This window comes from Paenibacillus sp. F4 (genome assembly GCF_002894905.1).
Lineage (GTDB): Bacteria > Bacillota > Bacilli > Paenibacillales > Paenibacillaceae > Paenibacillus > Paenibacillus polymyxa_B.
This window is the reverse complement of record NZ_POVS01000008.1, coordinates 75,266-89,492: the sequence shown is the minus strand read 5'-3', so window position 1 is coordinate 89,492 and position 14,227 is coordinate 75,266. Positions and strand designations below refer to the sequence as shown.

At 43.5% G+C, this 14,227-nt stretch carries 12 protein-coding genes; 4 read left to right on the top strand and 8 right to left on the bottom strand.

The window, feature by feature from the left end; translation table 11 throughout:
* Nucleotides 1–4: 4 nt before the first annotated feature.
* The 4 genes from C1T21_RS06200 to C1T21_RS27775 all read right to left on the bottom strand — a co-directional run bounded on the left by C1T21_RS06200 (nt 5) and on the right by C1T21_RS27775 (nt 4,153).
* Nucleotides 5–1,900: a beta-glucoside-specific PTS transporter subunit IIABC gene (locus C1T21_RS06200; protein WP_103047627.1), complete on the bottom strand. Its 1,896-nt coding sequence runs from the start codon at nt 1,898–1,900 to the stop codon at nt 5–7.
* A 147-nt stretch (nt 1,901–2,047) separates the two neighbouring features.
* Nucleotides 2,048–2,884, bottom strand: coding sequence for a BglG family transcription antiterminator LicT (gene licT, locus C1T21_RS06195; RefSeq protein ID WP_025724298.1), 837 nt, complete (start codon nt 2,882–2,884; stop codon nt 2,048–2,050).
* A 531-nt stretch (nt 2,885–3,415) separates the two neighbouring features.
* Nucleotides 3,416–3,769 carry a FlxA-like family protein gene (locus tag C1T21_RS06190; protein WP_053324926.1) on the bottom strand — a complete coding sequence of 118 codons (354 nt, stop codon included), beginning with the start codon at nt 3,767–3,769 and terminating at the stop codon, nt 3,416–3,418.
* 81 nt (nt 3,770–3,850) lie between these two features.
* On the bottom strand, nt 3,851–4,153 hold the full coding sequence (locus C1T21_RS27775; protein ID WP_258012376.1) for a hypothetical protein: 303 nt from the start codon (nt 4,151–4,153) through the stop codon (nt 3,851–3,853).
* A gap of 613 nt (nt 4,154–4,766) precedes the next feature.
* Here C1T21_RS27775 and C1T21_RS06180 point away from each other — a divergent pair.
* Both C1T21_RS06180 and C1T21_RS06175 read left to right on the top strand, forming a co-directional pair.
* Nucleotides 4,767–5,342 carry a class I SAM-dependent methyltransferase gene (locus C1T21_RS06180; protein WP_103047626.1) on the top strand — a complete coding sequence of 192 codons (576 nt, stop codon included), beginning with the start codon at nt 4,767–4,769 and terminating at the stop codon, nt 5,340–5,342.
* Between the two features lie 15 nt (nt 5,343–5,357).
* A complete protein-coding gene (locus C1T21_RS06175; protein WP_103047625.1) occupies nt 5,358–5,963 on the top strand; it encodes a DedA family protein in 606 nt (201 codons plus the stop codon).
* A 540-nt stretch (nt 5,964–6,503) separates the two neighbouring features.
* On the opposite strand, the gene C1T21_RS28425 is transcribed toward C1T21_RS06175, so the two are convergent.
* Nucleotides 6,504–6,632 carry a GNAT family N-acetyltransferase gene (locus C1T21_RS28425; RefSeq protein WP_146032479.1) on the bottom strand — a complete coding sequence of 43 codons (129 nt, stop codon included), beginning with the start codon at nt 6,630–6,632 and terminating at the stop codon, nt 6,504–6,506.
* A gap of 743 nt (nt 6,633–7,375) precedes the next feature.
* Here C1T21_RS28425 and C1T21_RS28420 point away from each other — a divergent pair.
* Complete coding sequence (locus tag C1T21_RS28420) at nt 7,376–7,465, top strand: putative holin-like toxin (RefSeq protein WP_007429455.1); 90 nt, start codon at nt 7,376–7,378, stop codon at nt 7,463–7,465.
* Between the two features lie 204 nt (nt 7,466–7,669).
* Here C1T21_RS28420 and C1T21_RS06165 read toward each other — a convergent pair whose 3' ends face one another.
* The 3 genes from C1T21_RS06165 to recQ all read right to left on the bottom strand — a co-directional run bounded on the left by C1T21_RS06165 (nt 7,670) and on the right by recQ (nt 12,986).
* Nucleotides 7,670–8,983, bottom strand: a complete 1,314-nt coding sequence (locus C1T21_RS06165; protein ID WP_103047624.1) for an alkaline phosphatase — start codon at nt 8,981–8,983, stop codon at nt 7,670–7,672.
* A gap of 181 nt (nt 8,984–9,164) precedes the next feature.
* Nucleotides 9,165–11,033 (bottom strand): B12-binding domain-containing radical SAM protein, encoded by a 1,869-nt coding sequence (locus C1T21_RS06160; protein WP_103047623.1) that lies wholly within the window; start codon nt 11,031–11,033, stop codon nt 9,165–9,167.
* Between the two features lie 54 nt (nt 11,034–11,087).
* On the bottom strand, nt 11,088–12,986 hold the full coding sequence (recQ, locus tag C1T21_RS06155) for a DNA helicase RecQ (RefSeq protein WP_103047622.1): 1,899 nt from the start codon (nt 12,984–12,986) through the stop codon (nt 11,088–11,090).
* A gap of 222 nt (nt 12,987–13,208) precedes the next feature.
* On the opposite strand from recQ, the gene C1T21_RS06150 reads away from it, so the two are divergent.
* Nucleotides 13,209–14,222: an RluA family pseudouridine synthase gene (locus C1T21_RS06150; protein ID WP_013309326.1), complete on the top strand. Its 1,014-nt coding sequence runs from the start codon at nt 13,209–13,211 to the stop codon at nt 14,220–14,222.
* Nucleotides 14,223–14,227: the final 5 nt, after the last annotated feature.

Genomic DNA, 14,227 nt, shown 5'->3' with positions numbered 1-14,227 from the left:
TTGCTTAGACAACAAGCGTCAGCAACTTATCTTGTGCCAAAACCGATGAGTTTGTTGTTTCAATAACATCCAAATAATCGCTAGTATTCGAGATTATAATAGGTGTGATCGGATTGTATCCGGCCTCCTTAATCTTCTCAAGATCAAAATCAATTAATAGATCTCCTTTGCGGATCTGATCTCCTACCTTCACTCGAGGCGTGAAGTATTGCCCTTTTAATTGAACGGTATTGATTCCAATGTGAATCAATATTTCTGCGCCATTCTCGGACAGTATAATTACAGCATGACCTGACTTAAGTACAGTACTAATCGTACCGTTCACTGGCGAGAAAGCTTGGCCAACACTCGGGATTATTGCAATACCTTTCCCCATAGCACCTTCTGCAAAGGTAGGATCGGGAACTTCAATCAAGGATTTCACATCACCTGTTAATGGGCTGATCAGTACCTCTTTCTTTAAGCTCCGCGAACCAGCAATAACATTGACACTTGCTTCTGGCTGAATAGCCTTTGTTTCTACAGTAGGAGCTACATCAATTGGTTCAGTTACTGTTACAGCTTTTTTATCCATGTATCCGAAAAGAATCGTCAGAATCAAACCAATACCCATGGCAGCTGCAATTCCTATTAAATAATGCCCAATAGGTTCAAATGCACCGATCGAAAAAATATTTTGGAAGACAAATGCTGTAGCATACGTATGGAAACCGCCATTAATTGCCCCTCCGATAGCTCCAGCAATAATAACATAGGGAATCGTGCGCTTGTAACGCAGCAATATCCCGTAGACAGTCGGCTCAGAGACACCTGCTAACAACAGACTTAATGTAGAGGAACCAGCAATTGATTTCAAAGACTTTTCTTTGGATTTAATGAAAACAGCCAGTGCCACCCCGGCCATCGCGAAGTTAGAGGCTGCCCACATCGCAAGGATTGGATCGGTTCCATTCGTAAGATTTGCCAGAACGATCGGAATAATACCCCAATGAAGGCCAAAAACAACAAGGAAAAAGATTAACCCGCCAATGACAGCTCCTGTCAACAGCCCGCTTACTCCCATGAGATAATTAATGGCATCTGCTATCGCGTTTCCGATATATACTCCAAATGGGCCAAAAATCATAACAGTGAGCGGTACAATGATGACTAAGGACAATAACGGAACCAAAAACGTCTGCAGCTCTTTATAGATGATTTTCTTTAGATATTTCTCCACGTAAGAGAATATCCAAATAGCTACGAACACCGGAAAGACGGTTGACGAATAATCCATTAGGACTACAGGAATGCCTAGAAATGAAGAAGTATCTCCATTGGCCAATAACCCCGTAAAATTCGGCTCCATTAATGCTGCACCGATAACTCCACCTACATAAGGATTGGCGCCGAATTTGATCGCTGCAGAGACGCCCAGGAATATAGGTAGGAAATAGAAAACGGCATTTGCTGCTGCAGCCAGGATTAGGTAAGTTCCACTTTCCGCAGAGATCCATTCAAAAGTTGTGAATAAGGTTAAGAAAGCTTTAAGTATCCCCGCCCCCGCCATAGCAGGCAACAGGGGAGATAAACTTCCAGAAATCACCGCAAAAATTCTGGACATGATCTTCTCCTTAGGTTTATCTCCATCCTCGGATGCATTATTGCCCGCCCCTAGTTTGCTGGTTTTCATAATCTCTTGATACACGTGCGCAACGTCATTTCCGATAACCACTTGGAATTGACCACCACTTTCTACGACCGTTAGCACTCCTTCTAAGCTTTTTAGCTTCTCTTTGTCGGGTACATGATTGTCTTTTAAATTAAATCTCAACCGGGTTGCACAATGGACAAGATTCGTAACATTCTCCTCTCCCCCAATGTTCTGCACGATATCTTTGGCTAATCTTTCGTACTTCATTTGTTCTCGCTCCTTTAGACCTCATTCTTTTAATATGAAACAAAAAAACCTGAACAGGTGATAAAGCACACTGAAAACCAGTACACTCATCACTTATCCAGGCTTTGCCCAACTAATGGTAACAACCCTGCTATTTATTGTAATAGGCTAATCTCTGCTGGTCACACGCCTAATATGGAGCATGAAATAAACCATTTCACCTTCGGTTGTCTCAACTTGATACTCTTCCCGTAAATATGCTCTTACCTTCTCACTGCAGGCAAAAGCTTCAGGATACTTAACAATGACTTGTTCGTAGAGCTCATCATCCTCAAAAGGAATCGATTCATGACGCATGGTGCGATAAGAAAAATATTTTAAGTGAGTCACAAAGCGGCTATAATTTAACGAATTCTCATCTAGCTCAATCCCATAATGAAGTGTTACTATATTAAGAATTTCTTGAACCATCTGGGTTACCATTAAAGTCTGTTCCATTTCCTGACCATCCTGCTGGCCATTCACAAAATGCATTGCAATAAAGCCAGCTTCATCTACAGGTAATCTAATTCCTGTTTCCTTTTCAATTAAGTGTAATGCGTGCATTGCCGTGTGATATTCTTTCGGATAAAACTTCTGTATCTCCCAGAGCAGCGCATTCTTGAGACTCAATCCCTGTGCAGCACGCGTAATTGCATAACTAATGTGATCTGTAAGAGCCAGGTAGATATTATTGCTAAAGGAAGTGTTGAGATCCTTTACTGCATAACGGATAATTTGATCTGTCAATTCTAGATGCTTTGTAGGAATTTCACTCAGTAATGTAGATAGCCGCTCAGATAATTCTTTAGTCTCCATCACGAAAGTCTTCTCAATTCTGGATGGATCTATATTTTCACCTGGATTTTTCTGATAGGCTAGTCCCTTTCCAATAACAATTATCTCGGATCGATTTGGTCCTTCAACCAATGCAACATTATTGTTGAATACTTTTTTAATCCTCATGAGTTCGCCCACTTTGTATTTTTTACTAACAAAAAAAACCTAAACTAATCCAAAACTAAACATAATTTAGTACGGATTGGTTTAGGCTTTGCCTGCATTGCAGTAACAACCCTAATATTAATTATGTAGTTATTATATAGGATGGAGATAGCGTTTTCAACAAAAAAATAATCTCAAATCTGGATTTCAACACCTGTCGCTTAAATTAGTAATTGCATACCTAAATTATCACTTGAGCCAGGTTTAGCTGTAAAGTATGAATAGACACAGTCGCCTCCTAAATTTGATAAAAAGCCCGATGATACTTGCTTATCGGGCTCTTTTTAATACTTGCTAATTACTAATATGAGATATTTTTGTTATTTGTCGTTAATGTTTGGTACACAACTTTCTTGTCTGGAGACTCCTGTTGCTAAAACCGCATTGGCTCCATTAGCATCCGTTTTAACGGTAGAAACGGGCCTCGATGAAACGGAGAGCCTGCTATCGTTTGTATCCATCGTCTGTCCTACAGGAAAAAAGATGGGATGATTAAATTGAAATATCCAGTGATTTTCCAACTCCCGTAATATCACTGCTGTTAGCGCTGTTAATACGAGTTGTTTCCGTGTTACTTGGAGCGGGCTTTTCCATTTTTGGAGTTGACGTGCTGCTGGATTGCGAACTTTGCTGTGCAATTTGAGCTTCAATCTGTTTAATTTGCTGCTGAAGCTGCTTCATTTTTGTTTCTTTTGTATCTTTATTATCCTTACTTTGCTGTACTTTGTTGTACTCCGCTTCAAGTTGAGCTTTTTGCTTTTCCAGACTAGCTGTATCGTTGGTACTGGATGAAGATGAAGTGCTTGCAATAGATATTGAACTGCTGGATGTGGATGAAATGTTCATACGAGATTTCCCCTTTATAAAAGTATGAGTTTTACACGTGTGGGCTAACCGGTTCTAAGCTATGGTATTGCACTCTAATGACTAATACGACGATGATATAGATTGTTCAAAAATCTTAGCGATTTTATCGAATAAAGCCGATATTTCTTCATCTGTGGCATTCGATTCATCTGTATTTCCCCACGCGTCTTTTAATGCAGAAAGCAGTTCTGTTTCCTGATCTTTGTCCGAAGCTGTTGACCCGGATATAAGACTGGAACTCAGAACACTCTGCAAATCACTCAGTAAGGACCTTTTTTCATCTATTGTAAGCACTTTCTCAGATGTAGCGCTGTTATCCTCTTGATTGGAAGTCTCTTGGATATTCCATGCGAATGGAGGCATAATTCCACCCATCGCCTGCATTATAAGAGGCAGACCACTGCTATCCATTTCAGGATGGGACAGGCCACTTTCAGGCGGCGGTGCAGGACGATTATTTTGGATCGTTTCTGCTATCTTATCGAATAGATCCGATACTTCCTCATCGTAGGAAGCGGAGCCTGCATTCCTCCCGTGTACTCCATGAATTCCTTGCTCAATTCGAGTGAATCGTTAGACTTCTTGTGTGTGGTATGACCCGCGGTATTTAGTCCATTTTCATATGACTTCACCGTATTCGATTGATCATAGGAAGTCGTGATGAGATGCCTGTTAATGGATAGTGACAAAGTAGATCCCCTCTCAGTGTACATAATGTTTTTAGCTGCCCACCTACCTTTCATCGGTAGCAAATCTGAATGTAACCTGAGGGTATGCTGAATGATAACTGAATAAATACAGACTCACTAATACCGTAATCCTTTTTTTATTTCCTAGACCATAGTCAAGGAAAATCCCCTCCGCAGGACGGGGGGATCAACCCTACTTGAGACAGGAGTAAGTAAAGGGATAATTTGTTACTCTTAGCAAAGAATAAATGAACGTATTTTAAAAATTGAAAGTAGGGAAATGATGTATGATCCGTATTAGCCATTTGGTTCACGAGAGACTTATGTTCCTAGTCAAATTTTTGTACTCGCCTGCATACGTGGGTAGTGTAACACCAAGTTCCAGATTTTTAGCTAAAAATATGATAGAATCCATTCCATGGAGTGAAGTTCATGCTGTTGCCGAGCTTGGTGCTGGAACAGGGGCAATTACCCAATACATCCCGTATGCTGCTGAATTTCAACCCAAGGTTTTACTCTTTGAAAAGGATCAGAGCATGCAGCAGAGTTTAAAAAGGAGATTCCCGAATTATCTGTGCTATTCCGACTCGCGTGAGCTTCAGCTTGCTATGAAAAATGCCCAAATAGAACAGCTTGACTGCATAATCAGCGGGCTGCCGTTTTTCAATTTTCCACAAGCGATGCGAAATCAAATTGTAGAACAAATTCATCTATCGCTCAGGGATGGAGGAATGTTTGTGGCCTTTCAATACTCTAAACAGATGAAACAACAGTTAGGTGAATGGTTTGATATTGAAGAAATTAAGTTTGTGCCTATGAATGTTCCACCCGCATTCGTGTATGTATGCCGAAAGAAAGCATAAGAAAGGAGTATAGGTATGGACGTGGAATATTTAATTTCCATCATCGAACAATACGGCTATGCAGCATTATTCTTTTCTCTATGGCTTGGGATTGTGGGTCTGCCTATCCCAGACGAAGTCATTGTGATGACTGGCGGGGCTGTAACAGGCATGGGCATACTTCACCCGTTACCCGCTTTTTTAATTGTATATCTTGGGGTTATATCAGGCTTGTCCTTAGGTTATGTATTGGGGAGAACCGTGGGTACACCGATTCTAGAACGTTTGCGCCGGAAGAAAAAAATGGACAAGTACATTACGTTTTCGGAAAAATTGATACATAAGTATGGAAACTTCACTATTTGCATCAGTTATTTGCTGCCGATCGTTCGTCACATTATCCCTTATATTGTCGGAATCAATAAAATGAGTTTCAAGCGCTATGCCCTCTTCTCTTATTCAACAGGTTTGATCTGGACGCTGATCTTCTTTCTACTCGGACGTATTTTTGGCGATCATGTACAAGCAGTAGGAGAACTAATCCATCGTTATGGCTTGCAGATGGCATTGCTTCTCATCATGCTGACAATTATATTTTTTATAATGAAATTTGTGTGGGGGAAGAAAACAACGGAGGAGTAAAGGTATAGCCTAAGAAATAGACCGCCCTAACCAAAGGCCAACGGTCTATTCTCGATCTATCTTACGCGGCCGACTGCTCTTTATGCAGTTGCTGTATGCTGGAGCCGCGTTAGAGCACGGCTCCTTAATTATTCTTACCTCATTATAACCGATATTACGTAATTACGTTTTTTTATTGCTTAGATAATTATATAAGCGAATTTAAAAGTTACCTTAGTGCCACTACGCAGACGGATGGTGCTTCCCATCGCCACCGCCCCCGGATTCTTCAAGTAAAATCTTTTATCGGTAGAAATCCGGGGAGGTGATGCTTCCGAAGCGAGCTTTCCTACGGAAAGCTTTTAAAGCGACCGTTTCGCTTGTACAACACCATTCCGTCTACTCCGTTTTCCATGTACATTTTTTTAGTTCAGCTTATATAGACTTTATTTCCTCACATGACAGGACAGAGCTTTAGGATCATCTCATAACGGTAAAATCCCCCATCATTGATATTTTGATTTCCTTCATACTCTCTTTGTGCTGAAACATTATTCTTTCCTATCGATACCCAATTCCCTTGAATCCTGTCAGTGTGCCATGTTGCTGAACTGCGGTCAATAATAGTTGGGAGATCCCTCGTTTTCGGTATTCTTCATCCACGAATAAATCATCAACATCCAAGATCATTTTATAGAAATAGAAAGAAACAATTGTGTAAACTCATCATTTTACCTTTTGCTATATCCTTAATGACCGACTGCAAAAGATATAATTCCCCTTTTTCACTTATAATTTTAAGTCCAATCAAGGATATTCACAAAATATTCGATTTTTCTTGGAATTTCCTATTGATTTGATGTCACTATGATGTCACCTTTCGGTATACCAAATCGCTATGTAATGATACAATATTTACATGATATTTTGTCATTCCACATTAAAACATTTTCACTCTGGAGGTTTGCAAATCATGTCTAATTCTTTAGAAATATTAATTGAACCCATAATCAGAAACCGATTAGAAACATTGTATAGTGATCTTTCTAAAACCATACCAGAATACAACCAATTTTCCACGGAATGCAACCAGTATTTTCAAAAAATCCGTGAATCCGTTCCCAAGCATCTCGAACATACCCTGTTTTTATATGAAGATGCCCAAATCTCTCTGCAATCTATTCTGGAGAACCAAATATATTTACAGGTAAAGATGCTATGCAATTTTTAGATGAGTTACGTAACACCTATACTGGTTAAGAACTACATAATAATTTTCAACTTTAAAAATATATCTTTTAAAAAACAAAAAACACCTAGAAACAGGCGTTTTCATTTTCGTCCTTTTTAGCAATACTATCCATATGATATACTATAAACTAACAACAGAATGGCTTAGATGGGCGGTCGGCTAATCTCCTGCAAAGGAGGTGATGCCTGTGGAGGTTAAAGATACATTAATGTTGATGATTCAATTTGCAACGTTGGTGATCTTGATTATTTCCTTCAACAAAAAGAAATAGACCGCCCTCTGGAAAAGGTTAGCGGTCTATTTTACTAATCCAACCCTACAGCCACCGCCCTTATAAGCGGCTGTTGTAAAAGAGTGAGGATGTTGGCAGCATCCTTACTCTTTTTTAGTATATACTTATTAGCTTTAGTTTATCACAGGAAAAACCATATTGCCAATATGGCAAATCCTTTTAAGGGGCGGCTTTCACACTACGTTATTTCTTTAATTGAAGCAGCTTAACCAGCTTGTCATGAATGGCAGTATTCGGGTAATTCCCGCTAAACTGAGAAGAGCCGGGGCCCATTGCGGTTAACGCCACATCAACAGATGTATGTCCTCCCGTGGTCCAGTCGATATAAAACTTCTCATCGGAGCCTTTTACAGTAAAAGGACCATCCTCTTTAGAAATGCCTTCACCGGATTCATCCTCCGCATCTTCGCCTTCAATCGCCAAACCGCCCGTTTCATGATCTGCCGTCACCAACACTAATGTATCTGGATGCGCTTTCGCATACTCTTTAGCTACTTTAACGGCCTTATCAAGTTGTTGCCCAGCCTTAATCGTTAACTCCCCTTCATTGTCATGCGCCATCTCATCCGTTCCTTCTTCTTCTACCATCAGGAAAAAACCTTTTTGGTTTTTGGAAAGAACATCAATCGCTTTAGCCGTCATATCCGGTAGAGAAACCGTTGGGTTGTAAGAGTTACCCAGCTTGTTGTGAGCTTGAAACATCTCTTCATTGGCGAACAGCCCTAGCAACTTAGAACCTTTGGCTGCTTTCATTCCTGCCTGATCCGTCACATAGCTATAACCCAGCTTCTTCGCTTGTTCTACCAAATTTCCTTGAGTTCCCTTACTAGCTTCCTCTGGATCTTCTGCCGGAGCATCTGGATGTTTGCCTACTGTTCCGGCAGGGTACCAGAAATCCTCACCACCGCCCAGAATAACATCCAGCTTGCTTTTCTCCAGATACTGCTTGGCAATCTCGCTTTGAGCGGAGCGTTTTTCGACATGCGCACCAAAGGCGGCCCCCGTTGCGTCTGTCACTTGGCTTGTCGTCACGACACCTGTAGACATGCCTGCTTTTTTGGCCAGCTCCATAATCGTTGTCACTGGTTTTTTATTCAAATCCATTCCGATTGCGCCGTTATACGTTTTCACACCTGTTGCAATGGCAGTTGCAGCGGCGGCAGAATCCGTAACCAGGTTATCCCCTGAACTTGTGCTAACCAGGCCAGTTACAGGCATGTTGTCCATTTCAAGTAATCCCGATTTCCCTACCGTCGCCAAGCGAATCGCGTTGCGACTTGCTTCTCCCATACCATCGCCGATAAAAAGAATGACATTCTTAGGAGCATCGACTTTCGCTGACGAAGTTTTCAGTCCTTTGGATACCTGTGCAGTAGTAGACTTGGTATTAGATGAGGCTGCAAAAGCGTTAGGGATATTAGCAGATAACAATGGCACACTCAAAACGGTAATGGCACCTAAAGCAAGGATACTCTTTTTCATCGAACGCTTTTTCACAAGGTCACACTCCAATAAATTTGATATTCATATATGATAAAGTAATCATATATTTGTTTTGTAAAGTATCGTAAAGCAATAGATTACACGAATGTAAAATTTGGAGTGATCACCTATTTATAAAACAAAAGAAGACACCGACTCTTGGTATATCAAAGTCGATGCCCTCTGGCGTTTATATTTAAATGGCGGCGATATTTTTGCCGATCGGCATGGTGTAGTAGAACGGTTTTTGCTGTCCATTTTGCTGATAGACTACAAGCAGCAGCGTGCGGCCTTCGGCTGTCAATGGGCTTCCCCCGCTCAGGATATGATCCAGACTGAACGGCAGTACATCCAGCACAGCATGCTTTTGCAGTTCCTTTTCACTCAGCTTCAAGGAAGCAAAGGCTGGAATAATCTCGCGGTATGGCTGCGGCTGTTGACTGCCTACATCCGTCCCACCTGTACTCTCCTTGCTCGTATCTGCCACAAAATCTGCAACCGCAGGTGACAACAGCGCATCCGGATGCTGGAGAACCATTTTCATATAGCTAGACCAATCATTCTTCTCCAAGGTATGCTCCCACCAAATTTTACGCGGCTTATATTTATGGTTAAGGAAATAATCAAGCTTCATCAGTCCAAGCACCATATCCATTCGCTTTGTTCCACGCGATTCTAGAAAGGACTGGAGACGCGTGAACAAGTCTTCGAGCTGATGCCCGATTTTTTGCCAGCCCTGTCCTTCCCAGTAGTCTCCGAATTCCTGAAAGAAATCAAAGGCGGACGAGAATTCACGCTCAATCAGATAGTTGACTGTATGATCCATACGATGAGAATTCCAGTACTTTTCCAATACATCTTCCAAGCGCTTGAGCCGGACGATATCGGCAAAGGAAAGGACGTCATTGCTCAGCATTTCATACGGCGCAACATCCATATACGTATAGTTATACTTGTCTGCGTCGATACGCAGTCCGGTGCCACGCAGCATTTTGAGGAAGCCAAGTTGAAGCTCTTCCGGGCCGAGCGCAAAAACGTCATTAAACGTTTTACGGAATGTGTTGTAGTCCTCCAAGGGCAATCCGGCGATCAAATCCAAATGCTGGTCGATTTTACCACTTTGTTTGACCTTGGTAACAGTACGGGAAAGTTTGGTAAAGTTCTGGCGACGCTTAACCAACTCATTGGTAGGATCATTCGTTGATTGGACGCCGATTTCAAAACGAAATACGCCCGGCGGCGCGTTTTCCGCTAAATAATCCAATACTTCAGGACGCATAATATCTGCCGTAATCTCAAACTGGAAGACACAGCCACGGTGATTTTCAATCAAAAATTTGAACATTTCCAGCGCATAATCGCGTTTAATGTTAAACGTCCGATCCACGAACTTAATTAGGTTGGCTCCATTGTCGATCAGATACAGAATATCCGACTTTGTACGCTCGATATCGTAATAGCGCACCCCAACTTCGATGCTCGACAGACAAAACTGGCAACTGAACGGACAGCCTCGGCTCGTTTCAAAATAAACAACCCGTTTCCCAAGTTCCGGTATATCCTCTGCAAAACGATAGGGCGACGGTAGCTCGTTCAAGTCCGCTTTCGGGCGACCGGGCATCTGAATAACCTCTTCTCCCTTACGGTAAGCCAGTCCATACACAAAATGGAACTTGCCATCCCCTTCCAGCTCCTGCAGCAGTTGATGGAAGGTTTCCTCTCCTTCACCAACCACGATAAAATCCACATTCGCCAAGCGCTTCATCCAGTGATCCGTATCGTAGGATACCTCTGGACCACCCAGAACAATTTTGACCTCGGGCATAATCTTTTTCAACACATCAATAACTTTGATCGTCTCTTCAATGTTCCAAATATAACAAGAAAAGCCGATGACATCTGCCCCGCGTTGAAACAAGTCGGATACGATGTTCATCACCGGGTCCTTAATCGTGTACTCCGCCAGCTCGATATCAAAGTCCTTTTCACTGTAGGCTTTGAGGCATCGAATGGCCAGCGAGGTATGAATATATTTTGCATTTAACGTTGATAAAATGACTTTCATAGGTCACAACCTTCTATAGTTTGCATGAACTTTTATATCCTTATCTTAGTATGGCTATTCAAAATCCTCGTACACATCGTCTGTATAAATCTCGTCCTCGCTTATCGTTCCCCCGATATTCCCTTGATTTTGAAAAAAATCAAGAAACGGCTTGCCGTACTTGCGGAACTTCACTTCGCCGACACCCTTGATCCGCAGCATGTCTGCCTCGGATTGCGGGCTCGCTACGCTCATCTCACGCAGCGTCGCATCATTGAAAATGATATAAGACGGTACATGCTCCTGAGCGGCCAGATCGCGGCGGATCAGGCGCAATTGCTCGAACACGGTTTCGTTGACTGCAGCTGGGTATGCATCGCGCCCCTGTCGTCCGTGTGAACCTGCTCCACCTGCAAAAGCCGTGGCATGTCGCACCACCCGCTGCATGACTTCTCGCTGGCCTTTCAGCACTTCAGCCGCAAGCTGCTGCAAGCGTACGACCGGATATTGCCCCTCGGACAACATCAGATAGCCTTCCGAAACAAGAACATTGATAATTTCGGCAATTTCTTTTTCCGTCCGGTTGCCCATCACGCCATAGGTTGGAAGGCTGTCAAAACCATACTGCAGCACTTTTTTGTTACGCGAGCCTTTCAACACCGAGGCGACCATCGAGACCCCATAACGTTCCCGCATGCGATGAATGCACGAAAAAATCTTCTGCGCATCTATGGTCATATCAACCAATTCCCGCTCATCTGTACATGAACTGCATATGCCGCAAGCTTCATGCTCCTCCGCTTCTCCGAAATACTCAAGCTGTGCCGTACGTAGGCAACGAGTCGTGTAGCAATAATCAACCATCTGCTGGAGCTTGCGGTAGTCGTTGCGCTTACGGTCTTCATCCTGTGGATTTTGCTCAATCAGGAACTTCTGCGTCACAATATCTTGCGGTCCGAACAGCAAAATACATTGACTCGGGTCGCCATCACGTCCTGCGCGTCCCGCCTCTTGTACGTAGGCCTCCATATTTTTAGGCATGTTGTAGTGAATGACATAGCGTACGTTCGATTTATCTATCCCCATGCCGAAGGCATTGGTTGCTACAATGACACGGATATCGTCGTACAGAAACCCTTCCTGGCTATCTGCACGTTCCTGATCTGTCATCCCGGCATGATAGCGTCCAGCCGCCATGCCTGCGTCACGTAGCCGTTGGTACAAATCGTCCACGTCCTTACGTGTCGCCGCATAAATAATGCCCGATTCACCCTCATGCTCACGGGTATAATTCAGTAAAAAGCTGCGTTTGTCTTCCCCGCGCAGCACACTGAACGCCAAATTTGGCCGTCCAAGGCCTGTAACAAACGTCTCCGGTGAGCGCAGACGAAGCAGGCGCACGATGTCATCCATGACCTGCGGTGTCGCCGTTGCCGTAAACGCAGCCACGATTGGGCGTTCATACAGCCCGTCCACGAATGGAGCCACAGCCAGGTAGCTGGTACGGAAATCATGGCCCCACTGGGATACGCAGTGAGCCTCATCTACCGCAACGCAGGAAATCGGCAACTGAGCCATTTCATCGCGAAACCAGTCCAGTTCCAGTCGTTCCGGTGCGACATATAGTAACTTCAAGTCACCATTTCGTGCGGCTCGTATACGATCATTCACTTCTCGACCACTCAATGTACTATTGATGTAGGCAGCAGCAATCCCCATTGTGGTCAGCGCATCCACCTGGTCCTTCATCAGCGAGATGAGCGGTGACACGACAATGGTCAGCCCCTCATGCAACAACGCGGGGATCTGGTAGCATATCGATTTTCCGCCCCCTGTCGGCATGATGCCCAACGTATCGTTGCCCTCCAGCATACTGGCCACAATTTTCTTTTGTCCCTCCCGGAAATCGGGATAGCCATAAAATTTTTGCAGCAAGTCCTGCGCCCGTTCCAATGTTGGTGCTTGTACACTCATAGTTTCAAAACTCCTCATATTTCTAGCGTCCTTGACGCATATCGGCTTTTCTTTCGTTACCTTTAGTTTACCGGGGTTCAGGGTAATGTTCAACCGCTAGAAGACTGCCAATCTGGTTTAGTCCCTTATGGCGTTCGCTGTTTTCTCATGATATAGTGAACACGGTGCCGCAAATTTGTCCATATTATGAAGAGACACGGTTCCAAGAAGGAGAAAGAACCCATGAACAATCGGAAACCCCAACGGAAAAATCATACAAAATCTACGTCAAACGCAAGCCATTCCAAACGCAGTCATAAACCTGCCGGAAGATCTGGCTCCCATAGACCGGAAGCTCAACGGAGAACGAATGCTTTTGATAAAGCCCCTGCCAAAACATACATCGTCCAGGAGCCTGCCGAGCTGTTAAGCTTTTTAGTAGAGCATGTGACTGGCATGGGTCGTAACTCCATTAAATCGGCACTGGCTCGTGGGCAGGTGTCCGTCAACGGCATTCCGCGTACCGTGCATAATTTTCCACTGGAGCAAGGTCAGACTGTCGCTCTTTCCAAGGAAAAAGTAACTCCCGTCGTACCACTGACTGGGCTACGTATCTTGCATGAGGATGAAGCCATTATCGTTATCCATAAGGATGCCGGGTTGCTGTCCGTGGCTTCAGCGCAGGAGCAGGAAGTAACAGCCTATCGCCAGCTTACGGCCCATGTGAGGCGCGAACATCCGTACAATCGTATTTTTGTACTGCATCGTTTGGATCGTGATACATCAGGAGTGATGATGTTTGCAAAAAGCGAAGCCATACAGCAGGAAATGCAAAAAGCGTGGAAGGAAGTTGTGTATGAACGAACATACATTGCTCTTGTAGAAGGACAGGTTAAAAAAGCTGAGGGTACAATCACCTCATGGCTGAAAGAAAGCAAGACGCTAAAAATGTATTCCAGTCCTTATCCGAATGACGGACAGCACGCAGTCACTCACTACAAGCTGCTCCAAGCCAATCGGCATTTTTCTTTGCTGGAAGTACGTTTGGAAACCGGACGCAAAAATCAAATCCGCGTACATATGGAGGATATCGGTCATCCAATTGTTGGAGATAAAAAATACGGTTCCAAATCCAAGTCGATTGGGCGCCTTGGCCTACATGCGAGGCTATTGTCATTTATTCATCCCGTCACCGGAGTATTGCTGCGTTTTGAATCCGACATTCCTAAAACTTTTTTGAATCCGTTTCGGGAGTAGAATTG